This is a genomic window from Polyangium jinanense (assembly GCF_028435365.1).
Genome location: NZ_JAGTJJ010000023.1, coordinates 148,081 through 171,202 on the forward strand (window position 1 = coordinate 148,081; position 23,122 = coordinate 171,202).

The 23,122-nt window shown below is 67.5% G+C and carries 14 protein-coding genes; 7 read left to right on the top strand and 7 right to left on the bottom strand.

The annotated features are described in order from the left end of the window. Window positions 1-102 precede the first annotated feature (102 nt). From KEG57_RS30410 to KEG57_RS30420, 3 genes are read right to left on the bottom strand one after another with little or no spacing between them, the layout of a single operon-like run. The gene (locus KEG57_RS30410) at window positions 103-492 is read right to left on the bottom strand and encodes a DUF4280 domain-containing protein (protein WP_272421922.1); all 390 of its coding nucleotides are present in this window, start codon (window positions 490-492) and stop codon (window positions 103-105) included. 2 nt (window positions 493-494) lie between these two features. Beyond that, window positions 495-1,247, bottom strand: a complete 753-nt coding sequence (locus tag KEG57_RS30415; RefSeq protein ID WP_272459078.1) for a toxin-antitoxin system YwqK family antitoxin — start codon at window positions 1,245-1,247, stop codon at window positions 495-497. 10 nt (window positions 1,248-1,257) lie between these two features. Beyond that, on the bottom strand, window positions 1,258-3,258 hold the full coding sequence (locus KEG57_RS30420) for a type VI secretion system Vgr family protein (RefSeq protein ID WP_272459079.1): 2,001 nt from the start codon (window positions 3,256-3,258) through the stop codon (window positions 1,258-1,260). A gap of 117 nt (window positions 3,259-3,375) precedes the next feature. On the opposite strand from KEG57_RS30420, the gene KEG57_RS30425 reads away from it, so the two are divergent. The 3 genes from KEG57_RS30425 to KEG57_RS30435 are packed head-to-tail and all read left to right on the top strand — an operon-like array spanning window position 3,376 to window position 8,782. Next, window positions 3,376-4,665, top strand: a complete 1,290-nt coding sequence (locus KEG57_RS30425; RefSeq protein WP_272459080.1) for an MSCRAMM family protein — start codon at window positions 3,376-3,378, stop codon at window positions 4,663-4,665. Further along, a complete protein-coding gene (locus KEG57_RS30430; RefSeq protein WP_272421926.1) occupies window positions 4,662-4,877 on the top strand; it encodes a hypothetical protein in 216 nt (71 codons plus the stop codon). The genes KEG57_RS30425 and KEG57_RS30430 overlap by 4 nt, the downstream gene beginning before the upstream one ends. A gap of 26 nt (window positions 4,878-4,903) precedes the next feature. Continuing rightward, window positions 4,904-8,782 carry a penicillin-insensitive murein endopeptidase gene (locus tag KEG57_RS30435; protein WP_272459081.1) on the top strand — a complete coding sequence of 1,293 codons (3,879 nt, stop codon included), beginning with the start codon at window positions 4,904-4,906 and terminating at the stop codon, window positions 8,780-8,782. Window positions 8,783-8,786: 4 nt separating this feature from the next. Here KEG57_RS30435 and KEG57_RS30440 read toward each other — a convergent pair whose 3' ends face one another. Beyond that, entirely contained in the window at window positions 8,787-9,419 is a 633-nt protein-coding gene (locus KEG57_RS30440; RefSeq protein ID WP_272421928.1) for a peptidoglycan-binding protein, read from the bottom strand. Between the two features lie 38 nt (window positions 9,420-9,457). After that, a complete protein-coding gene (locus KEG57_RS30445) occupies window positions 9,458-11,002 on the bottom strand; it encodes a methyltransferase regulatory domain-containing protein (protein WP_272459082.1) in 1,545 nt (514 codons plus the stop codon). Between the two features lie 107 nt (window positions 11,003-11,109). Between KEG57_RS30445 and KEG57_RS30450 the strand changes: the two genes are divergently transcribed. Further along, on the top strand, window positions 11,110-12,030 hold the full coding sequence (locus KEG57_RS30450; protein WP_272459083.1) for a hypothetical protein: 921 nt from the start codon (window positions 11,110-11,112) through the stop codon (window positions 12,028-12,030). Window positions 12,031-12,143: 113 nt separating this feature from the next. Further along, the gene (locus tag KEG57_RS30455; protein ID WP_272459084.1) at window positions 12,144-18,422 is read left to right on the top strand and encodes a MopE-related protein; all 6,279 of its coding nucleotides are present in this window, start codon (window positions 12,144-12,146) and stop codon (window positions 18,420-18,422) included. A gap of 90 nt (window positions 18,423-18,512) precedes the next feature. On the opposite strand, the gene KEG57_RS30460 is transcribed toward KEG57_RS30455, so the two are convergent. Together KEG57_RS30460 and KEG57_RS30465 are read right to left on the bottom strand one after the other, a co-directional pair. After that, window positions 18,513-19,076 (bottom strand): hypothetical protein, encoded by a 564-nt coding sequence (locus KEG57_RS30460; protein WP_272421932.1) that lies wholly within the window; start codon window positions 19,074-19,076, stop codon window positions 18,513-18,515. Between the two features lie 26 nt (window positions 19,077-19,102). Beyond that, window positions 19,103-20,143 (bottom strand): hypothetical protein, encoded by a 1,041-nt coding sequence (locus KEG57_RS30465; RefSeq protein WP_272421933.1) that lies wholly within the window; start codon window positions 20,141-20,143, stop codon window positions 19,103-19,105. A 197-nt stretch (window positions 20,144-20,340) separates the two neighbouring features. Between KEG57_RS30465 and KEG57_RS30470 the strand changes: the two genes are divergently transcribed. Both KEG57_RS30470 and KEG57_RS30475 read left to right on the top strand, forming a co-directional pair. Continuing rightward, window positions 20,341-21,078 (top strand): hypothetical protein, encoded by a 738-nt coding sequence (locus KEG57_RS30470; RefSeq protein ID WP_272421934.1) that lies wholly within the window; start codon window positions 20,341-20,343, stop codon window positions 21,076-21,078. Between the two features lie 5 nt (window positions 21,079-21,083). Beyond that, on the top strand, window positions 21,084-23,012 hold the full coding sequence (locus tag KEG57_RS30475; protein ID WP_272421935.1) for a hypothetical protein: 1,929 nt from the start codon (window positions 21,084-21,086) through the stop codon (window positions 23,010-23,012). Window positions 23,013-23,122 lie beyond the last annotated feature (110 nt).

The following is a 23,122-nucleotide window of genomic DNA, read 5'->3' on the forward strand; positions in this document are numbered from 1 at the left end:
CCGCCGCGCCCGCGCCGCCCGCCACGCCCGCGGCCAAGCCCGTCGTTCCCGCCGCCCCCGGCAGCAAATGGCCTGGCAGCGGCAACAAGCCTTGAAGAGCGCTCAGGGCACCTGCACCGTGACCTGCCCGGGGAACGAGATCTGAATCACCCCGCCCCACATGCACATCAGCTTCGAGCTGTTGTTCAGCGCGGGCATGTTCGCGAGCAGCACCGTTGGGGCACCGACGATCCACGGCGCCGGCGTGTTCGGAATGCACGGCATTGGCGTGAGCACGCCCATCGCCGCCGCCGTCGCCGCGGCCACCGTCGGGTTCGCCAGGCTCTGACACATCCCGAACGGCAGCACGTTCAGCATGGGCTTGCCGTCCATGATGTTCGCCAGCGGCCCCGCGCTGTTCATCGTCCGGTTCGCGGGAAGCACCGTGAGCGAGCTCGGCGCCACGCCGAAGCTGCATTGCATCATCGCCCCCATGCATACGTGCTGGCCCATCGTCAGCCTCCCGCGAGCTTGTTCACGACCTTGTCGAAGAAGGACTCTTTTTTCTCCTCCTTCGCCTTCGGAATGCCCTTGTCGTCGTACTCGACCTCGCCGCGCTTCTCGCCGTCCTTGTACGTCGCCTTCGCCTTCAGCTTGCCCTGCACGTCGTAGCTGAACGCGTCGCCCTGCTTCTTGCCGTTGTCATAGATGGCGCGCTCGCGGACCTCGCCGTTCGGGAAGTACTCGATCACCTCCCCGTGCAGTTTGTCGGCCTTGTAGCTCGCTTTGCGCAGGGTGTTGCCCTTGCCGTCGAGGAACAAGGATTCCCCTTCGAGCTTGCCGTTCTTGTAGAACGACCGGACGACCTCGTTGCCCTGCTCGTCGAACGACATGAACGGGCCGTTCTGCTTGCCCTTCTCGAAATGCATGAGCGTCCGGAGCCGGCCGTCGTCGTAGAGCCGCGTCGGCCCGTGCTGCTCGCCCTTCGCGAACGTGACGACCTGCGAGACCTTGCCGTTCTCGTCGACGAGCTTCGTCTCGCCGTGGAGCACGCCGTCCTGGAACGAGGAACGCTCGACCTCGCGTCCTTCCGGATCGTACGTGATCGACAAACCGTGCAGCTTGCCGTTCTTGTAATTCGCCCGGTGCGCGATCTGCTTCTCGGTCTCCCCGTACTGGACGAACTCGCCGTGGAGCACGCCGTCTTCCATCTCGAACCGGGAGATCAGTTTGCCGTTCTCGTCGCGCTCTTCGTGGTCGGTCGGCATCGGATCCTCGCTAATTGATCTTCACCATGCCGCCCTTCAAGGTCAGCATGCCGCCGCCCTCCACCGCCGCCTGCGCGCCGCCCTTCGCCTTCAGCGCGATCGCGCCCTCGAGCGTCATGTTCGTCCCGCCCTTGGCCTTGAAATCGGTGCCGGCCTTGAGCGTCATCCCCGTCCCGGACTCGGCCTTGAAATCCGTGCCCGCCTTCATCGAAAACGCCTGCTTGGCCTTGATCGTGACGCTCTTCGCCTCGATCACGAGGTCGCCGTCGACCTTGATCGTGTAGTTCTTCGTCACCTTGTAATCGAGGTTCGCCTTGTTCGTGTGCGCCTCGTCCTTGGTGATCGTAAGCGTGCGTTTGCCCTTCACGCTGTGCGTCTCGTCGCCCTTGTCGACCTTGATCGTGCGGTTGCCCTTGGTGACCGTGAGCGTTTCGTCGCCCTCTTCGATTGTCACCTTCCGCTCGTTCTTGACGTTCTTCGTATAATCGTGGAGGACCTTGACCGTCCAGTCGTTCTCCACCTCGAAGAGCATGTCCTTCTGGGCGTGCGCGTAAAACTCCTCGTTATCCTTCTTGTCGTCGAAGCGCAGCTCGTTCCCCGCCTCGCCCTCCTTCGACGATCGGCTCAGGATCGTGCTCTTCGTCTGCGCGCCCGGCAGCCCATAAGGCACCGTCTGCTCGGCGTTGTACACCGAGCCCGTCACGAGCGGCCGGTCCGGGTCGCCGTCGATGAAGCTCACGACGACCTCCTGCCCGATGCGCGGCAAGAACCACGCGCCCCAGCTTTTGCCCGCCCACGCCTGCACGACGCGCACGAAGCACGAGCTCTTGTCGTCCTTCGCGCCCTTGCGATCCCAGTGGAACTGGACCTTGATGCGCCCGTATTCGTCGGTCCACTGCTCCTCGCCGCTCTTGCCCACGACGACGGCCGTCTGCGTGCCGGGGATCGCGGGCTTCGGCGTGATGCGCGGCGGGCGGTACGACGTCTTCTTCGGGAACGCCTCGAAGGTATTCGTGTACCCCTCCTGGCTCGCGCGGTGCATGATCGAGGTGAGCACCCAGTCCGTGTTCGCGTCGTCCCGATCGTGCTCGTCGAGCTTGAACGCGTGCCCCGCCGTGAAGGCGCGGCAGCTCGACGTACCCGACAAACGCACCGCCCGCGCCTCCTCGGCCTCGATGCGGAGCTTCGCGCGCGTGTCGCCCGGGCTCTTCTCGATGTGCCCGCCCGGGTACTCGAAAAGCTCGAGCTTGGCCGTTTCGCCCGAGACCTCCGCGAGCAGCGACGTGCTCGGCATCTCGAAGTTGTAATCCGTCGACGCGTACTTCCCCGCGACGATCTCCTCTTCGAGCGTGCACTCGAGGACCGCGTCCTCGTCCGTCGACGTGGAGAACTGCTCGACGAACCGCGCCTTGTCGAGGTTCGGGCACGGCGCGGCCGACGCGCTGTCGTCCGAGAGCACCATCACGTGCTTGCCGTCCTCGTGCTTGAAATAATAATGGATCCCCTCGTCCTCCATGAGCCGCGACACGAAATCGAGCGCGGTCTCCTGGTACTGCACGCAGTAGGGGCGCGGGGCGTAGGAGCCCTTCAGCGAATCCTTGAAGTGCTCGCCCGACGAGAAGCCGAGCTCCTGGAAGAGCGCCTTCAGGATGTCGGGCACGCTCTTCTCCTGGAAGATCCGGCAATCGCTGGTCTTGCCGAGCAGCCATAACCACGGGTGCAGCTCCGCGCGGTAACGCGTCTGCTTGCCGACGCGCCCCGCCTGGACGAACCGCGTGCAGATCCCGTGGATGAAGCGCGGCTTCTCCTTGGCCATGCCCCGGATCGTCAAGGTCACGCCCTTGCCGACGATCGCCTTGAAGTCGAGCGCCTTCTCCGGCGACAAAAGCTCGAGCTCGAAGCGGAAGAGCCCCGAGATCCGCTCTTCGCCATGCAGATCGACGAGCAGCACCGCGTCCGCGCCGAAGGGCGTCGAGATGGCGATGCCGAGGGTGCCCTGCGGATAAGGCATGGATCTCAGACGAGAGCGTACCGGGCTTCTCGGGTTTTCGGCAAGAGGCTTGATCTCCGGCGCACACTCATCGATGATCGAGCGCGCTGTGGTGTGCTTTCAGGAAGAGACCTGCCGATGACGTTCTTCCGAACGGGCCATGGTCTCTTCCAGTTCGGGAGGCCGAAGCGCCTCGACAGGCACGGGATCCTCGCCTTTCTGCGCAGCGTCGCGACCGATCGTGGAGGCATGCTGGAGCTTCGGCGCATCCTCGCCGACGAGCTGCATCGCACGTCGATCCACAACATGCGCGACGAGCTCGTGATCGAGCAGCTCGCGGACCGTTACCTGCGCGGCTCGCTCACGCTCGTCCACGTGCGCCCGCTCGACATCGGGATCGAGCTCGAGGGCTTCCTCGTCGAAGGCGCGGACGCCACACCTTTGACCGGCCCGAAGAACGAGGCCGGCGACCTGCGCCCCGCGCCCGAGGTCCCACCCGAATATCCGGTCCTCGCGCGTGTCGAGTCCGATCAGATCATCGACTCCACGCTGAAGCTCGTCGCGAAACTCGGCGATCTGCTCTTCGGGGCGTTTGGCCTGCAAAAACGTCCCTCGACGCTCGCGAAGGAGCTCGTGCTCCTCGCCGCCGAAGAGGCGAGCGGCGTGAAGCTCGCGAACACGAAGGTCGATCTCGAGCTCGGGTTGCAACTGCACCCGCAGGGCAAGATCCTGCTGCCCGATCCGCAGGTGAAGGACGCGTACGTCGCCGCGGCGGCCGAGATCGCGGCGGGGCCGCGTCCGGCGGCAAAGGGTCTCATCGATTTGATGTGGCCGCTCACGCGGGTCGACACGAACCGCCGCTTCGACAATCCCGTCGGGGCCGGGCCGGTGAAGAGCGATCAAAGCGACGGGAAGAAGGGCCCCGAGGCCGCGCTGGATTGGGTCGAAATCGAGCTCGTCGACGACGGCGATCCGCCGAAGCCCTACGCCGGCGCGCGGTATCGAATCGAGCTCGAGGGCGGCAAGGTGATCGAGGGGACGCTCGACGACGACGGCAAGGCGCGCGTCGATGGGATTCCGTCGGGCAGCGGGACCGTCACGTTCCCGGACATCGACGCCGGGTTTTGGGGGACGAACGGCGCAGGCAGCGCAGGCGCCGCCGCGCCGCCGCCTCCGTCTTCGTCGTCGTCCTCCGCGGTCTCCGCGGACGAGGCGTGGGTCGAGATCGAGCTCGTCGACGACGACGACCCGCCGAAGCCCCGCGCCGGCGCGCGATATCGTATCGAGCTCGAGGGCGGCAAGGTGGTCGAGGGGACGCTCGACGACCAAGGGAAAGCGCGCGTCGACGGGATTCCGTCGGGCAGCGGGACCGTCACGTTCCCGGATATCGATGGCAGCACGTGGGGGCCGGGAGAACGAGGCACATGAGCGACGAAGTCCTTTACTCCGATCTCGGGATCCCCGAGTGGGATCCGGACCGCGAACCTGCGGCGGAGCCCGAGGCCGGCGCGTCCCCCCCGGGGCCGCCCGCGCAGGGCTCCATCGAGGATATGGGCGTGCGCTGCGTGGCGCGGTCGGCGGACGGGACACGAGCGGTGTGTACGCTCGAAGTGCTGCGGCCGTTTGTCCTGTCCGCTTGAGCTGACGACGCATCCTGGAGAACGCCATGAGCAAGAAGATGCCGACGAAAGGGGTGCTCACGTTCGAGGCCGAGGGCAGCGACTCGAGCAGCTCGCCTTATTACTCGCGCGTGCTCCACCACCCGACGATGGGATCGGGCGTGACGATCGGCCGCGGCTACGACATGAAGGACCGTTCGTCCGCGGACGTCGAAAAAGACCTCGTCGCGGCGGGTCTGTCCGCGGATGTCGCGAAGAAGTATGCCAAAGGCGCGGGGCTCACGGGGTCCGAGGCGCGGACGTTCGTCACGAACAACAAGGGCGTCTTGCCCGAGCTCACGTGGGACCAGCAGCTCGCGCTCTTCGAGTCCACGTATGCGTGGCACGAGAAGGACGTCAAGCGCATCTGCGACAAGGAAGATTGTCAGAACATCTACGGCGTCGTGGACTTCAAGACGCTCCACCCGCGCATCCTCGACGTGCTCGTGGATCTCAGGTTCCGCGGCGACTACACGCCCGCGTCGCGCAAGCGCATCCAGAAGGTCGTCGTCGAGAACGATTATGCGCGCTTCCGCGCGGACCTCTCCAATCGGTCGAACTGGAGCGCGGTGCCGGAGGACCGTTTCGATCGGCGGAGCAAGTACCTGAAGGACGCGCCGCAGACGGACGACACGGTCGATCACGAGGATGTGACATACAGCACGCCGACCAAGTCGTTTGACCTCAAGACGATGGGCGAGGCAGAGCTTTACGATCACCTCCGGAGCGTGTGGAAGGCGGAGCAGAAGGCGTTCGGCAACGAGGGCAAACCCGAATTCGACTTCCAGGACGAGGAGGGCCGCGTGAACCTGCTCGGCGCGCGCGGGTTCGACGCCGACCAGATGGTGCCCGTGCCGAGCACGAACACGAAATACGACGACACGCTTTTCCTCGTCTACAAGAAGGACGGCGCGAAGCACGTCGAGAAGTTCCACTACTCGAGCGAGTGGACGAGGACGGGCTCGAAGGGGGCCGTGATCATCCTCGGGCAGCACAAGTACTGCCTGGCGATCCACAAGAAGCTCAAGGAAGACGGCACGCCCTACCCGTACAACAAGCTCCCCGCGTGGCGCGATTACTACAACACGAACAAGACGCAGCCGCCGGGAGCCGGTTACCGCGCATTGAACCCGGACCCGACGGTCGGCATCGTCCGCGTGCACGATGCAAGCGCGGCAGGATCCGTGGGCGCTGAGACCACGGGGGTCACGCAGAACGCCTCGATCAACATCCATTACGGCGGCGAGGTGCCGAGCGGCTGGACGCCCAGCAAGGGGTGGTCCGACGGGTGCCAGGTCCTCATGCGCGGCGACCGGTACCTGCGGTTCATGGAGGTCATCGAGTCCGATCACTCCCTGAAGGGCACGATCAACAACGAGCTCGCGCCCAAGCCTTCGGCCGACGGGAAGCGGTCGCTCATCTACACGCTCGTCAAGGGCGACTCCCTCGCGCCGAGGGACGCGCCGTCCATGGGGTTCCCCGTGGACATCGGCAAAGGGAAGAAGATCGACAATTCGACCACGCTCGCGATGTTCGAGCACACCGAGAAGACGATCGACAGCGGCTATTTCCCTCTCGGGACGAATACGACCTGGCACGGCGGCGCCCATTTGCACGTCGCCGAGGGGACCGCGGTCCACGCGATGTTCGACGGGCGGATCGTCGCCGTGCGGCTGCCCGCGGCGGCGGACAAATCGAAGGGGGCCTTCGGCAGCAGGAACTTCATCCTGATCCGGCACGAGATCGACGGGGATCGCTTGAACAAGGCGAACGCCCTGCTCAAGCGCACCCTCATCGGGTACACGATCCGCGCCGAGACGCTCGTGCTCCGCAAGGAGCCGGGCAACGCCGCGGCCGTCGTCGATACCTTGAAGGTGGGCGACGAGGTGCTGCTGAAGACCGTCCCCCATCCGAAGAAGGACGGCGTCTCGTGGGCGCACGTCGTCGTTTCCAAATCGGCGAAGGAAGGCCTGAAGGACAAGGTCGGCTATGTGGCCGCCACGTCCTTGCTCGTCACGCCCAGGTACGCGCCGCCGAAGGAGCGCGTGAAGCCGTCCGAGACGCGGGTGGTGTATTCGCTCTACATGCACCTCGGGCCCCAGGCGCTCGACACGACGAACTCCGTCCTCGCCTCGATCCCTTGGGTCTCGGGGGCGCAATGGAGCGTGTCGGACGACGTCCGGCTCCGCAGCGCGCCGGGCGTCCCGGATCCGGACAAGACGCAGATCGGTACGCTCGTCTCCGGCGACACGTTCGTGCAGCTCACCCCCGACCTCGTGACCGCAGGGAGTTATCAGTGGATGAAGGTCCGCGTCACCAAGGCGAAAGACGCGAAGCTCGCGAACAAGGAGGGGTTCGTCGCGAAGCTCGACAAACGCATGAGCCTCACGAAGGCGCCGAGCGCGGAGATCCTCGACAAGCTCAAGTCCGGCGACGTGGTCAAGCTCGACAAACCGGTGGTCGCGGGGGAGCAGATCTGGACGGCGGGCACGATGACGGGTGGGGCGCAGGCGGGCATTCACTGGGAGGTCTTCTCGGAGCAGCCCCTCTTCCCGGACTGGCCGTCCGCCGACGATCCCGACGAAAATCTGAACATGGACGTGAAGAAGATTTTCGACATGATCGAGCAGGAGTTCTGGGGGTACAACGACACGATCTCCGCGTCCGAGCTGAACGATTTCTACAAGAACAATCCCAAGGCGAAATCGCTGCGATACTACGCGTGCCGGTTCATGAGCGAGTGGGGCTGCGACATCGACAAGGCCGTCGCGCAGATCCAATCGAGGGGGCTCTACAGCGTCTCGGGGCTCGCCGACAAGATGCGGCCCTACCTGTGGTGGAAGGAGGCGGAGGGCAAGAAGGTGGAGCTGCCGAAGAGCCCGATCGTCTGGCACTACAACCCGATCGGGTTCGTCTACGCGATGACCAAGATCGAGGAGACCCCCGCCCCACGCACCGAGCCGGCGCAGACGAAGGAGGATCCGAAGGTCGCCACGGAGACGCAATGGTCCGGCGTCGCGTACGGCGATTACGTGCTGAAGAAGGGCGACGACGACGGCAAGCAGACCTGGGGCGGCCTCGCGCGCAAGGAGAAGGGCACATACGTGGTCGAGCTGCAGAAGGATCTGCTCAAGCTCGGCTACTGGATCAGCGCCGCGAGCTCGAACAAGGGGATGAACGCCGACGGCAATTTCGGCGGCACGGTGCGCGGCGCCGTCATGCTCTTCCAGCGCGAGCACGGGTTGAAGGAGACGGGGGAGGTCGACGCGGCGACGGCGAAGCTCATCAAGGAAAAGACGAAGGTAGCGAACTACGAGCGGCCCGGGCACAAGGCGGGCGATTACGGTCAGTTTTATCAGCTCCCGCCTTCGGAGAACTACGAGCGGTACGACGAGGTGCGCGACGACAATTGCATCCCGAAGGACAACTGGGGCACGAAGGAGATGATCAAGATGCTCACCTCCGCGGGCAAGGCGTGGAAGGAGCAAGGAAAGTCGCTGTTCCTGGTCGGGGACGTCTCGCTCTACAACGGTGGCAAGATGGACCCGCACAAGTCCCACCAGGACGGCACCGGCGTGGACCTCGACTCCGATGAGCTGTGCAGCATCAACCGGGCGACGTTCAAGAAAGAGGAGTCCCTGTCGCTCACGAAGCTGCTCATCAAGCACGGCGCGAAGCGCGTCCTCTTCAATTGCAAGTACGTGACCGACCAGGTGCCCGAGGCATTCGCGTTATCGGGCCACCACCACCATTACCACGTCGACGTGAAGCCGGGGCTGAAGACGAACGAGCACCCCGAGGAGGAGTGCAGATTGTGCCACAAGTCGGTGTACAAGAAGTGCGACTACGCCAAGAAGGCCAAGCGCTCGGACTCGGAGCTCACCTGAGCCGCTAGAGCCCGTACACCTTCGCGAGCGCCTTCTGCGTCGTCGCGTCGTACTTGCCCGTCACGGAGATCTTTTCGGCGCGCTGGAAGGCCTCGATCGCCGCGGTCGTCGCCTCGTCGAGCGTGCCGCTCGGCTCGTCGGCATGAAGCCCGAGGTTCTTGAGGCGCGTTTGCGCCCCGCGGATCGTGTCGATCGGCTCGAGCTCGCCGAGCGCGAGCTTGTACGTTTGTCGCCGGTTCGGCAGCTTCAGCACGGCCTCGGCCTGATCCGCCGGCACCTCGGCCTCGAGCGTCCCGTCGTCCCCTGTCGTCCCCTCGAGCTTGCGCTCGCCGCACTCGATCTCCCAGGGCTCGTTCGCGAGCGGCTCTTGGCCCGCGGTGAGCTTCAGGTAGACCCGGACCTTCTCGCGCTTGACCACGAACCTGTGCGACTTGCCCGTCTCGATCGGCGACGGCTTCGGCTTCGGCTGCGGCACCGTCACCTTGTCGCCCGGCGCGAGCACGTTCGGATCCTTGCGCAGCTTGCGCAGCGCCGCGTTCTCCGGCGCCTCCCATACCGTCTTCCACGGAAGACCGTATTTCGCCGCGATCGTCGCGATGCACTCCCCCGCCTGGACGTCGTGTGTCGTGCCTGCCATGGCGATTCCCAGGCGATGATACACGTCGCGCCGTCCGATCACTCCATCAAAAAGCCCATCCGCGCAAAGCGCAGGAGCTTCTGTTCGGTGATCTCGGCGAACACCTCCGCATCCGTGCAGGGCGCGCCGTTCATCTCCACCGACACCACACAGCGCCGCGCGTCCTCGAGCGCCGCCTCCGTGAGCGCCGAAGCGTCACGCGTCCCATCCATGCGCGCGAGGATCGCCCGATCGAACGTGTCGACCTGCACGCCCTCGTGCAGGAGCGTGGTGCAAAACGGGCTGCCCACGCTCGCCTGATAACGCGCGAACGGGAAGGCGCGCGGGTGCTTGGCGGGCGCCTGGGCCACGGGCTTTGGCGAGGCCCAGAGCCGGATCGCGCCTTTCGTGTAGAGCCCGAGGAGGTTTCGCGCGAGCCGCGCCCGCGCCTCGCCCTCGAACGCCGCGAGCCCGAGCTTCTCGCCGGTCTGCCACGCGAGCGCGTCGAACGGGAGCCCGCCGGGCGTGTATTCGGAGAGCGTGACGAGCGCGGCCTTGAGCGTGGCCTGATCGGTGCCGATCGCCCCGCCTGGCCCGACGAACGTCTCCTCCACGCCCTCGGCGAGGTTTGGCGCCGTGGTGCCCGGCGCGAGCGGCGAGGCGAGCACGAGCGAAAAGATTCGATCGGCCGAGACGCGGGGCGAGAGGGGGGCGTCGTCGCGGCAGAGGACGGCGCGGCGAAAACACCGGAGCTCGAGGAGGTCGAGCGATTGCTGGAGGGAGACGAGGTCGCCGCTGCCTGCCCGCGCCCGGACGGCCTCGTCGGCGGCGGGCCCGAGGCGCTCGGGAAACACGAGCGGCACGTGGGCGTCGGTGACGAACGCGAGCCCCGCGCCTTCCATGTCGCGGACGAAGTCGGCGAAATACTCGGCGTGGTTGTTCGGGGCGAGGTGCTCACCGATCAGGTAGTGGTCCGAGAGCTCGGCGAGGGTTTGCAGCTCGCTCGCGAGCCAGGCGCGCGCGGGATCGGAGCCCGGGGCCTCGGTGCCGAGGAAACGCAAAAAAGCGCGCGCCTTCGCGACGCGCTCGGCGGCGGATCCTTCCGTGCCGACCTCGCGCCGGAGCATGTCGCGGATCGCGCCGCGCAGGTGCCAGCCGGGCAAGGTATTGAAGCTGATGTAGGCGAGGCCGTGGGGCGCGAGGTGCCGGCGGACGACGCGGCGAATGGCTTCGCGGGCGTCGTCGGGGACCCACGAGTAGACGCCGTGGCAGACGATGTAATCGAAGGAGCCGGGTTCGTCCTCGAATGCGCGGATGTCGGCGAGGTGGAGGGCGAGGTTTGCGAGCCGGGCGCCCTCGGCGTGTTTTCGAGCGACGGCGAGCGAGTCTTCGGCGCGATCGAGGGCGACGAAGCGGCTCTCGGGGAAGGCGGCGGCCATGGGAAGGACGTTGCCGCCGGTGGCGGTGCCGATCTCGAGGACGCGGCATCGAGCGGGCGGGGCGGGCCGGAGGCCAAAGAGGACACCGATCGCGCCGAGGTGGTCGGGGTGCGTCTCGGCGAAGGGCAGGGCCTCGTAGAAATAATCCTCGTTCGCGTCGGCCAAGCGCGTCCTCCGGAAGGGCCGGCCACCTTGGCGGGATCGGGAGGCGGGCGCAAGTGTTTGCCTTGAAGGGCCTGCCTGCCCCATGCTGGGCACGCGCCGGTGCGCGTATGGATGGGCTCTCGTTGATTCTGGTCGCGGTGGTCTGCGCGCTCGTGCTCGTGGTCGTAGCGCTTCTGCGATCACGAGGCGCGCTCGCGCGGGAGCTCGGGGCCGCGCGGGAAGAGGCGCGGGCGCTCGGGAAGGCCGCCGCCGAGGCGAAGAAGGCGTTGCCGCAGGCGGAGGCGGAAGCGGGAGCGGCGGCGGCAGCGGAGGCGGCGGCGGCAGCGGAGGCGGCGGCGGCAGCGGAGGCGCGCGCGAGATCCGCGGAGCTGGAAAGCGAGCTCCGGGAAGCGCGCGAGCGGTCCGAAGAGCTGTCCCGAGAGGTTGGGGAGGCGCAAAAGAGGTCCGAAGAGCTGTCCCGAGACGTCGGGGAGGCGCAAAAGAGGTCCGAAGAGCTGTCCCGAGAGGTTGGGGAGGCGCAAAAGAGGTCCGAAGAGCTGTCCCGAGAGGTTGGGGAGGCGCAAAAGAGGTCCGAAGAGCTGTCCGGGGAGCTCCGGGAGGCGCGCGCAAGGGCCGAGGCGCTCGAACGTGAGCTCGCCGAGGCCCGCAGCAAGACCGATGGCCGCTCCGGGGACCTTGCCGCCGCGATACAGCGCGTCGAGGCGCTCTCCCGCGCCCTCCGGCAAGCCGAGCAGGACGTCGAGGACCTCTCGATACAAAAGGACGCCTTCGCCGCCGAGGTGCGCGCCCTCAGGGACGAACTCGAGCGCCGCAAGAAGGCGGCCGAGGCCGCTGCCGCCGTCGAAGGAAAACCGCTCCCCGCGCCGCCGTCCCGGCAGCCAGCCAAAAAGCAACCGCCGCCCGAGCCCGTGACGGCGTTTTTCTGTCTGATTTGCGGGGAGGGGAGCTCGGGGGCAAAGCCGCACCGGTGCCTCGTCGAGGAGGCGGAGCTCGCGAAGAAGAAAGCTGCGGCGACAGTGAAGCGGTAGGCGGCGGGGTGCGGCGCGTATCGCCTGGATCGGCCGCAACACTCTTGTAAGGAGGTCCTCGCTGCGGATACGATGGGACCGCCCTCTCACCTTTTTATCAGGCAGGCAGCCCTATGACGCGGCGGACCGGGTACTCCTTGCTGGGGCTCTTGATGGCGGCGATGACCATCCTGAGCTGCACCACGATCCTCGGCATTGATACCGAGAGCGACGAGAACCCGTGCAGCGCCGGAGACCTGCCGCCGCTCGAGTGCGGCGTCGGCGCCTGTCGCACGATCCGGCCCGCGTGCGTGAACGGCCTGCCGATGACCTGTCCGCCCGTCGACTCCCAGGCCGACGAGATCTGCGACGGCATCGACAACAACTGCGACGGCCTCATCGACGAGGGGTGTCCCTGCATGGAAGGGGCGGTCCAGAGTTGTTATAGCGGCGCGCCCCTCACCCGGAACGTCGGTATCTGCATCACCGGCATCCAGACCTGCACGAACGGCATCTGGCTCGATTGCACCGGCGAGGTGCTACCGGGCCTCGAGAACTGCGACGACAACTTCGACAACGATTGCAACGGCAAGGTCAACGACAACTGCGCCTGCACCGAGGGGCAGACCCGCAAGTGTTACGGCGGCCCGCCGATCTCGCAGGGCGTCGCGAACTGCAAGGAAGGTGATCAGACCTGCCTGAACGGCTTCTGGGGCGACTGCAAGGCGGACGTCATCCCCGGCGGCGAGGTCTGCGACGGTGTCGACAACAACTGCGATGGCGCCATCGACGAGATTTCCGGCTGCGAGTGCTCCGGGGATCAGACGAAGGAGTGTTACACGGGCGACGACAAGTTCGTCGGCATCGGCGTCTGCAAGAAGGGGTATTACCCCTGCAAGGGCGGCAAGTTCGACGAGACGAAGTGCCTGACCGAGGTGCTCCCCGGCGCCGAGGTCTGCAATGGCCTCGACGACGATTGCAACGGCCTGCCCGACGACGCGATGGGCCTCGGCCTCGATTGCACGACGAAGCTGCCCGGCATCTGCAAGTTCGGCAAGACGGATTGCGGCATCGACGAGGAGACGGGCAAGCCGGGCACGATCTGCACGCCCGACGTCAAGCCCTTCCAGAACCCCGAGCAGGGCTGCAACCTGGTCGACGACAACTGCGACGGCGTCATCGACGAGGGCGTCCTCTGCTGCCCGGAAGACGGCATTCAGAACGGCAGCGAGACCGACGTCAACTGCGGCGGCACCTGCGTGATCAAGTGCCCCGACGGCAAGAAGTGCAACACGGGCGACGACTGCGTCTCGCAGGTCTGCGTGAGCGGCATCTGCGTCGGCGACACGTGCGACGACGCGACGGAGAACGGCACGGAGACGGACGTCGATTGCGGCGGCTCCGCCTGCCCCGGCTGCCAGCCCACGAAGAACTGCGAGTACGGGTCCGACTGCCTCTCGAACGTGTGCGTCGGCGGCAAGTGCCAGGCGCCGACCTGCTTCGACGGCGTGGAGAACGGTAACGAGAGCGACAAGGACTGCGGCGACGCCTGCAAGCCTCTGCTCTGCGTCAACCTCCAGAATTGCAACAGCGCGCTCGATTGCGTGAGCCTCTCCTGCAAGGACAAGGTCTGCCAGGCGGCGACCTGCGGCGACACCACGAAGAACGGCAGCGAGACGGACATCGATTGCGGCGGTGGCCAGTGCCAGGGCTGCGGCACGGGGCAGGGCTGCAACGTCGGCGCCGATTGCAAGGAGAAGGTCTGCGGGGCGAACAAGACGTGCCTCGCGCCGACGTGCACCGACAGCGCGGCGAACGGGCAGGAGACGGACGTCAACTGCGGCGGCCCCGACTGCGTCGCCCGCTGCGACACGGGCCAGAAGTGCCTCGTGGCGACCGACTGCCAGAGCAAGATCTGCACGAACAACATCTGCGCCCCCTCGCAGTGCACGGACTTCGTGCAGAACGGGACCGAGACGGACGTCGATTGCGGCGGCGGTTGTCCGGAGAAATGCGACCCGTCCGAGAAGTGCAAGACCAACGTCGACTGCAAGAGCGACGTCTGCACGGGCGGCATCTGCCTTTCGCCGACCTGCTCGGACAACAAGAAGAACGGCGCCGAGACGGACCTCGACTGCGGCGGCCCGTGCGTGCAGGAGCAGAAGAAGTGCTCGGACGGCAAGCAGTGCCAGTTCGCCGGCGACTGCCAGAGCGGCGTCTGCACGGGCGGCATCTGCGTGCCCGCGCAGTGCAACGATCAAACGAAGAACGGCAACGAGACGGACATCGACTGCGGCGGCGGCCTGCCCTGCCAGGCCTGTGACATCGGCAAGAATTGCCTGAACGCCATCGACTGCAAGACGAACATCTGCTCGGCCGGCAAGTGCGCGCCGAAGCCGATCGGCGAGTTCTGCCTCTCGGCGCTCGAGTGCGCGAGCGGCAACTGCGTCGACGGGTTCTGCTGCAACAGCTCCTGCGACGGCACCTGCTTCGCGTGCTCGGCCGCCAAGAAAGGCCAGGGCAACAACGGCTTCTGCCAGGCGATCGTCGGCAACGCCGATCCGGACAACGAGTGCGCGTCGGACAACCCGAGCAGCTGCGGCAACACGGGCTTCTGCAACGGCGCCGGGGCGTGCGCGAAATACAGCAATAGCGTCGAGTGCGTGGTGGCGACGTGCAAGGACATCACGACGGCGAAGCTGCCGCAGTTCTGCAACGGCAACGGCGCGTGCCTGACGAGCGCCGAGCAGTCGTGCGTGCCGTACACGTGCAGCGCCGGCCAGTGCAACACGAGCTGCGCGATCGACGCGCAATGCGCGGGCGGGTACTACTGCAACAATAGCCAGTGCATTCCGAAGGGCACCATCAGTTCGTCGTGCCAGACGAACAACCAGTGCGCGAGCGGCAACTGCGTCGACGGCGTCTGCTGCGACTCGGCCTGCACGGGCACCTGCTACGCGTGCTCGGCGGGCAAGAAGGGCCAGGGTAGCGACGGCATCTGCGGGCCGGTCGTGAACAACGGAGACCCCGACAACGAGTGCGCGACGACGTCGATCGCGAGCTGCGGGACGACGGGCGTCTGCGACGGCACGGGCAAATGCGCCCTGCACCCGAACGGCGCCCCCTGCGCCGCGGCGGAGTGCCTCAACGCGACGACCCTGAGCCCGAGCTCGACCTGCAACGGCTCCGGCACCTGCACGGCCACGTCGCAGATCTCGTGCGCGCCATACCTCTGCAAGAACAACGCGTGTTCGAGCACGTGCGTGGGCGACGTGGACTGCGCGACGGGCAACTACTGCCTGCTTTCGTCTTGCCAGGCGAAGAAGGCGGACGGCAACTCGTGCATTGGCAACAACGAGTGCGCGAACGGCAACTGCGTCGACGGCGTCTGCTGCAACAACGCGTGCACGGGCCTCTGCCAGGCCTGCTCGGCGGGCAAGAAGGGCAGCGGCGCGGACGGTACGTGCGGGCCGATCGCGAACGGCCAAGACCCCGACAACGATTGCATGGACGGCCAGTGCGCGGACAGCACCACGCTCAACGTGACGCAGGTCTGCAACGGCGCGGGTGCGTGCAAGGCCGGGGTCACGGCGAGCTGCACGCCCTACGTGTGCGCGCCGGGCGTCTCCTGCCCGACGACGTGCACGAGCGACGCAAACTGCGCGTCGACGCATTATTGCAACGCCTCGAACCAGTGCGTCTCGAAGAAGGCGACGGGACAGACCTGCACGAACCCGACCGGCAACGAGTGCACGAGCGGCAACTGCGTCGACGGCTATTGCTGCAATGAGGCGTGCGCGGGGACGTGCCGGGCGTGCTCGATCGCGGCGGGCGCGGCGACGAACGGCTCCTGCGCGAACATCCAGAACGGCGGCACGGACGCGAACCCGGTCTGCGGCGGGCTCAACACGTGCGACGGCGGGGGCGTCTGCAAGAAGGCGCTCGGTCAGGCGTGCGGCGTGGGGAGCGATTGCTCGAGCGGTTTCTGCGCGGACGGCGTCTGCTGCAACGAGGCGTGCGGCGGGACGTGCCGGGCCTGCACGCTGGCGAAGAAGGGCGCCGGGACCGACGGGCAATGCGGCAACATCGCGTCGGGCAGCACGGATGACGCGCCCGTTTGCGGCGGCGCGAACGTGTGCGACGGGACCGGCGCGTGCAAGAAGAAGATGGGCGAGGCTTGCGTCGTCGGGACGGAGTGCGTGAGCGGCTCCTGCGTCGACGGCGTTTGCTGCAGCTCGGGGTCGTGCTCGACGTGCCAGACCTGCAACAAGAACATCATGACCGCCGGCACGTGCCAGAACATCAACGCCGGCACGACGGACAACAACCCCGTCGGCGCCTGCACCGGCACGAACACCTGCGACGGGAGCGGGACCTGCAAGAAGAACGACGGGCAGGTCTGCGGGAACGCCAGCGAATGCCTGAGCGGCAACTGCGTGGACGGGGTCTGCTGCAACGGCACGTGCACCGGTGAATGCCAGGCGTGCTCGGTGGCGGCGGGCGCCGCGACGAACGGCGTTTGCGGCAACATCACGTCGGGCCAGCCCGACAATTACCCCGCGAACACGTGCGCCGCGCCGAAAGCCTGCGACGGCGGCGGGGTGTGCAAGAGCGCGAATGGCATCGTGTGCGCGACGGGCAGCGACTGCGTCACCGGCAACTGCGTGGACGGGGTCTGCTGCGACACCTCGTGCACCGGCGTCTGCAAGGCGTGCTCGGTGGCGAAAGGCGCCGCGGCGAACGGCGTCTGCGGGAACATCGCGCCGGGCAGCACGGACGACGCGCCCGTCTGCGGTGGCTCGAACGTCTGCAACGGCAGCGGCGCGTGCCTGAAGACGAAGGGCGAGGTGTGCTCGACGGCCTCCGAGTGCGCGAGCGGCGCGTGCGTCGACGGGGTTTGCTGCACGGCGATGGCCTGCGGGTCGTGCCAGACCTGCAACAAGAACATCATGCTCGCCGGCACCTGCACGAACATCGACAGCGGTCAGCCGGACAATTTCCCGGCGGGCAACTGCACGGGGACGAACGTGTGCGACGGCGCCGGCGTGTGCAAGGAGCTGAACGGCAGCGCGTGCTCCACGGCCGGCGAGTGCTTCAGCGGCAACTGCATCGACGGGTTCTGCTGCGACTCCGCGTGCAACGGCACCTGCCGGACGTGCGCGGCGGCATCGGGCGCGCCGGCAAACGGCACGTGCGGCAACGTCACGTCGGGCACGCAGGACACGGTCCCGGCGAACGCCTGCACCGGGACGAACGTGTGCGACGGTACGGGCACATGCAAGAAGTCGAACGGCGCGGTGTGCGGCGCGGGGAACGAATGCCTGAGCGGCAACTGCGTGGACGGGGTCTGTTGCAACAGCACGTGCACGAGCACCTGTCAGGCGTGCTCGGCGGCGGCGAAGGGGCAAGGCTCGGACGGCACGTGCGGCAACATCGTGTCGGGCATGCAGGACAACGTCGCGGCGAGCACCTGCGTCGGGATGAACGCGTGCAACGGCTCGGGCGTCTGCAAGGAGACGAATGGCTCGGCGTGCTCGACGACCGGCGAATGTTTGAGCAACTTCTGCGCGGACGGGGTCTGCTGCAACGCGGCATGCACGGGCACCTGTGATGCCTGTTCGATCGCGGCCGGCGGGACCACGGACGGCACGTGCGGCGACATGATCCCCGGCCTGGAGGACACGAACGCGACGACTGTCTGCAGCGGCGCGAACGCGTGCGGGCCGAGCGGCACGTGCGTCAACAACAAGAAGGAAAATGGCCAGTCTTGCACCATGGCGAACGACTGCGCCTCGGGGCAATGCGTCGAGGGGGTCTGCTGCAACTCGGCGTGCACTGGCACGTGCCAGTCGTGCAGCGTGACGGGCAATGTCGGTATGTGCTCGCCGATCCCGGCAGGACAGCCGGACAACGTGCCAGCGAACACGTGCACGGGGACGAGCGCCTGCGACGGCGCGGGCACCTGTGAAAAGGCCAATGGCCAGACCTGCTCGACGCCCGACGAATGCGGCAGCGGCAATTGCGTGGACAACGTCTGCTGCAACTCGTCGTGCAACGGGGTCTGCCAGGCGTGCAATACCGCCGGAAACCCGGGCGTGTGCTCGCCCGTCCCCGTGGGCACGTCCGATTCGCTCTGCCCCACGGGCCAGGGCTGCGACGGCGCGGGCGGCTGCAAGAAGCTGAACGGGCAGGCGTGCGCCAGTGCAGCGGAGTGCAACAGCGGCCACTGCGTGGACGGCGTCTGCTGCAACGGCGCCTGCTCGGGTGTCTGTGAGGCTTGCTCGGCGGCGGCGAAGGGCAGCGGGGGCAACGGGACCTGTCAACCGATCACCTCGGGTAAGTACGACGACTTCCCGGCGAACACCTGCGTCGCCCCGAGCGCCTGCAACGGCGCCGGCGTCTGCTCCCCGTGAAATGGCAGCGGCCCGGCTCCCTTCGCGGGGGCCGGGCCGGCAGAAGGCGGGCGCCGCAAGGGCGTCCGCGGTGCTTCGAGGGACGACCGATCAGAACTTCGCGCGGAACGACGCGATCATGCGCATCCCCTCGGTACGCGTCGACTCCGGCGCGCTCTTCTCGAACAGATAAAAGACGAAGGTCTTCTCCTCGCGTCCCGCGTCGACGACGGCATACTGGAAGCCCGCTTCGCCCATGGCGATGCGGCATGCGCCGTCGCTCGCCTTCGCCTCGAGCTGCCCCTCACCCACGCGAATCGAGCGTTCCTCGGCGAGACGCACCTCGGTCGCGCCGAACACGGCGAGCGCGGCGTCGCGCTTGCCGGCCAGGGTGTCCGAGGCTTTGAGCGGCGCGAGCAGGATGTGCGCGCGGCTATCCGGCGACGTGAGCATCTCGAATCCGTCCTGCGCCGTCGTCGTCCACGTCGTCGGGGCGCGGTACTCCACGAGGCCACACGAGGCCGGTTTGCCGAGCGGCGACTCCGCCAGGGCCTGCGAAAGCGCGGCCACGGCCCCCTCGTCGTCCGCCTCGGGCTCCCGCGCGCAGCCCACGCCGTGGAGCGTCCCGATCGCCACGAACCCGAGTGCCCAGCGAATACCCGTCCCGCGCATCATCGATTGTCTCCTGGCCCGGCGCCGCATCACCATTGCACTTCGACCGAGCCGCTCATGGGCCCGAGCCCCACGCGCACCTGCGTCCCCGGCCCGAGCTTGCCGAAATTGGAGGGAGGCGGCTCCGTGAAATAAAGCGCGATCCCGGTGCCGAGCAACGCGACCCCGACGGGCAGCGCGACATTGCTCATCATCCCCGTGATGGCCGCCGTCTGCTTGGCGCCCACGCCCGTCGTGTTGCAGATTTTGGGGTTCGTGGGGAGGCAATTCTTTTCGATCGGCTCCTTTTGCGCCCACGTGATGATGCCCATCACGAGTCCCCCCGCGATGCCCACCGCGCCGAGCCCCCCGAGCGTGTAGGCCGCGACGCGACGGCCCGAGATCCCACTATCGAGCTTGGGGAACCTCGAGGGCACCGGCTGCAGGGCCGTCGCCGTCTTCGTGGGCTCGCCGGTCTCCGTCGCCGGCGGCATCACGACGTCGATGACCTGGTTTTCCCCCTCCTTCAGTCGGAACTTCGTGAACACGGAGGGGCGGCCCGGGATCTCGGTCGTGAGCACGTGCTCGCCCGGATCGATCGGGAGCGGGACGCCAATCCTCACCTCCAAGGGCGGACCCCCCTCGAGCGACTTGCGGAGCACGCGCGTCGTCGCCGGGGCGTTGCGCGGGACGCGGAGGATGACCTTGGGGATCTTCGCCTCGAGCGCATGGCGCCGCGCCGAAGCGGCCTCCTCGTTGTCGCGCTCGGCCTTCTGTTCGAGGTCCGAGAGCTGTTCGAACGCCGTGAGGTATTCGTCGTAGTGCACGGCCGCCGTGGCGATGCGGCCCCACTTGTCGTAACACGTGGCGAGCCAGAAGAGCGTGGACGGGCGCGGTTCCTCGCGGTAGGCGACCTTGAACGCGGGGCAGGCCGTCACGAAGTTTCCGGCCTCCATCTCGACGCGCGCCGCCTGGACCGCCGCCGCCTGCGACCCATCGGCCTGCCGCGTGCCCGCGGGCTCGTCCGCCGAGGCACGCGCGGTCACCGTGCAAAGAGCGATGCCCGCGAGAAGGAGCGATACCGGACGCATCGTTTTCGATGTTACAGGCTGATCCGACGGCGGATCAAGAACAATACAAGCGCGCGGCGGAGGCCCTCGGCGCGGCCGTGGCGGTCGGTCCCGGCGCGTCAGCTTGTCTCGAGCGCGAAACTCTGAGAACGTGGCGCGCGCAGGAGGGCGCGAACGTTCATGCCGCGGCAAGCCGGGTGAGGAGGCGCGAGGAAGGTATGGGCAGGGGCATTTCGAGGTTCGGCTGGCTCTCGTTCGTGTTCATGGCGGGATGCGCGGGGAGCGGGGACGTCGTGCGTCAGGGGGCGCTGCCCACCATGGGCTTCGAGGCCGAGGCCGATCCCGCGCCCGTAGACGCGGAGTCCACGCCACCCGCGCTGGCGCCCGCGCCGCCCGCGCAGAAAGTGCCGCCCGCGCCGAAAGACCCGCCGTCATTTCGCGCGCCGACGGTTCCATACAGCCTCGGCGTCCTCGGCCTCGGCGCGGCGTTCATCGTGGCCGGCGGCGTCATGATGGGCGTCGCGGAGACGGCCGACGAGCGGTGCGGCGTCGCCGGTTGTTATGGCGTCCTCGACCCGAACCTCGATTTCGCGGGCAGGCTCTTCCTGGCGAACGGCATCGGCATCGGCATCGCCTCCGTCACGGCCACGCTCGTCGGGCTCGGGACCGACGGAACACCCACCCCGCGGAAGAGCGACGCATTCACGGAGCGGGGCATCTTCGCGACGGCCCTCGGCGTGGGCCTCGCGTGCACGGGCCTCGCGGCCGCCAGGGGGGACGATTTCCAGCTCGAAGGTTTGCCGAGCGCGGTGGCCACCGGGGCCTACCTCGGCGCGCTCGCGGTTACGGGCCTGGGCCTCGGTTTCTGGATCTACGGCGCGCGCAACGCGCAGGCCCCCGCCGCCGCGTCTTTGCGCGTGGGTCCGACTTCGGCGCAATTCACGGTACGCTACTGATCGCCATGGCCTCGTCCTCGCCCACCGCGCCTCTCCTCGTCGCTTCCCTGTCCGCGCTCGCGCTCGTCGCTTGCCGCGGCGAGGTGGGCAGCCTGCAGGTCGATTTCCTGAACCCCGAGGTCGAGCTCTCCACGCGCGAAGATGGCCGCGTGGAGCTCGACGGCGCCTTCGACCTCACGGCGAACCTCGCCCTAGGGAGCGGAGAGGACGAGGCCGAGATCTGGCTCGACAAACTCGACGTGACCACGACCGGCGCCCCGTTCACGCCCGTGGTCACCGACCTCCGCGTGCCGAACGGCGATTCGTTGTTCCCGCTCGAGGCCGAGTTGTATGACGAGACGAAGGTCCGCGTCCCGTTCACGGGCGTGAGCCTGAAGGCGCCCGGTGACGAGCTCGCCTGGCTCTGCTCGATCGGCCAGCCCATGGAGCTCCAGGGCGCGGTGTACGAGGCCGAAACCGCCACCCTGCAGTCCTATTACGACTCGGCGGCGCAGCTCGAGCGGCTGCCGAACGAGATCACGTTTTCCCGCAAGGACGCCGCCGCAAAACCGCTCCCGCCGCGCTTCGTCTCGATCCCCGCGCAGGGCCCGGCCGGCTTCCTCCCAGCGTTCGAGGTCGAGAACGCGTGGGGCGGGTTCGTCTTCGGCGCCCACGTCGCCAACAATCTGAACCTCGGCGAACGGGTGGTCCTGGCGGACGGCGCCGGCCAAGCGGTGCTCGTCCGTTTCGATGCGCACGGGAAGGTCGTTTGGGATCGTACGTTCGGCGATGAAGGCGTGGACGGGATCTCGTCGCTTTCGGCGCAGGAAGGCGGCGATCTCTACGTGGCGGGCCATTTCACGACGCAGATCGATCTCGGCGCGGGCGCGCTCCTGAACACCCCAGGGCAACGCGGGTATTTCGTGGCCCGTATGTCGGACGCGGGCGCCGCCGCGTGGAGCGTCGGGCTCGTCGAGGACGCGTTTTTCCCGCTCGAAAATTGTTTGCCGCCCGGTCCGCACATCGCGGCGCGCCCCGATGGCGGCGTGAGCTTCGTGAAGAGCCTCTACGGCACGATCCCGTTCCCCGGCGGCCCGGTCGAGGCAACGCCGCCCGCGGACTACTGCTCCGCGGACCTGCTCATCACCGGATACGACGCCGCGGGCGAGCTGCTTTACGTGCGCCGCTACGGCGACGAGTACGATCAGCAGGTGCTCGACGCCGTGGCCGACGCCGAGGGCAATACCTGGATCGTGGGGTTGTCCAACGGCGCGCTCGATCTCGGCAATGGTCTGCCGCTCATCGTGGGGCCCATGTCGTCCATGCCGGTGGCGTCGCAGCTCTTCGTCGCGGCGTTCGATCCACAAGGCACGCCGATCGTCGCGCGGGAGCTCGGGCAGGTCCACGCTCGCCTGGGCTATGAGGTGCACCTCGCGGCGCGGCCCGGGGGCGGGGTCGTGGTGGCGGGGCCTTTCGCCGGCTTCATCGACCTCGGCTTGGAGGTCGTCACGACGACGGGCGTGGGGGAGGACGGGTTCGTCGTGGCGCTCGACGGGGCCGGCAAGCAGATCTGGGGGCAGTACTTCGACCAGTCGGCGAGCCCCTTCGCGGAGGCGTTCACGCTCGGCGACGTGGATGTCGCCGAGGATGGGCGCGTGGTCCTCGCAGGCCGCGCCATGTCGGGCTTCAACGTAAGCGGTCAGCCGCTCCCGGGCGGCACGCCGACGTTTGGCGCAGGCATCGGCAGCGCGCTCTTCACGTTCGCCCTCGACCCCGCAGGCGCGCCCCTCGGATATCGGATCCTGTCGTGCAACGCGGGGCTCATGAGCCTCGCCGTGGGGGCGGGCGAGGTGACGCTCGTGAGCGCAGTCCTCGGGTTCTCCGAGGGCGAACACGGCCTCCTTCCTCGCAACGAGGGCGCCCTCTGGATGGGCCGGCTCGCGCTTGACCCCTGACGAGACGCGGGGCTTTGCCCCGCACCCCAGAAGGGGGCTGTCCGCCCCCTTCACCCCGGACCAGGCACGGCCTGGACCGAAGGCGGAAAAACCGCGCGATGCGCGGTTTT

What these genes read in the sequence shown, in the direction of transcription:
- KEG57_RS30425 (WP_272459080.1), top strand. Translation starts at nt 3,376, where the DNA reads ATGACGTTCTTCCGAACGGGCCATGGTCTCTTCCAGTTCGGGAGGCCG.
- KEG57_RS30455 (WP_272459084.1), top strand. Translation starts at nt 12,144, where the DNA reads ATGACGCGGCGGACCGGGTACTCCTTGCTGGGGCTCTTGATGGCGGCG.
- KEG57_RS30450 (WP_272459083.1), top strand. Translation starts at nt 11,110, where the DNA reads ATGGATGGGCTCTCGTTGATTCTGGTCGCGGTGGTCTGCGCGCTCGTG.
- KEG57_RS30460 (WP_272421932.1), bottom strand. Translation starts at nt 19,076, where the DNA reads ATGATGCGCGGGACGGGTATTCGCTGGGCACTCGGGTTCGTGGCGATC.
- KEG57_RS30470 (WP_272421934.1), top strand. Translation starts at nt 20,341, where the DNA reads ATGGGCAGGGGCATTTCGAGGTTCGGCTGGCTCTCGTTCGTGTTCATG.
- KEG57_RS30465 (WP_272421933.1), bottom strand. Translation starts at nt 20,143, where the DNA reads ATGCGTCCGGTATCGCTCCTTCTCGCGGGCATCGCTCTTTGCACGGTG.
- KEG57_RS30415 (WP_272459078.1), bottom strand. Translation starts at nt 1,247, where the DNA reads ATGCCGACCGACCACGAAGAGCGCGACGAGAACGGCAAACTGATCTCC.
- KEG57_RS30440 (WP_272421928.1), bottom strand. Translation starts at nt 9,419, where the DNA reads ATGGCAGGCACGACACACGACGTCCAGGCGGGGGAGTGCATCGCGACG.
- KEG57_RS30430 (WP_272421926.1), top strand. Translation starts at nt 4,662, where the DNA reads ATGAGCGACGAAGTCCTTTACTCCGATCTCGGGATCCCCGAGTGGGAT.
- KEG57_RS30475 (WP_272421935.1), top strand. Translation starts at nt 21,084, where the DNA reads ATGGCCTCGTCCTCGCCCACCGCGCCTCTCCTCGTCGCTTCCCTGTCC.
- KEG57_RS30410 (WP_272421922.1), bottom strand. Translation starts at nt 492, where the DNA reads ATGGGCCAGCACGTATGCATGGGGGCGATGATGCAATGCAGCTTCGGC.
- KEG57_RS30420 (WP_272459079.1), bottom strand. Translation starts at nt 3,258, where the DNA reads ATGCCTTATCCGCAGGGCACCCTCGGCATCGCCATCTCGACGCCCTTC.
- KEG57_RS30435 (WP_272459081.1), top strand. Translation starts at nt 4,904, where the DNA reads ATGAGCAAGAAGATGCCGACGAAAGGGGTGCTCACGTTCGAGGCCGAG.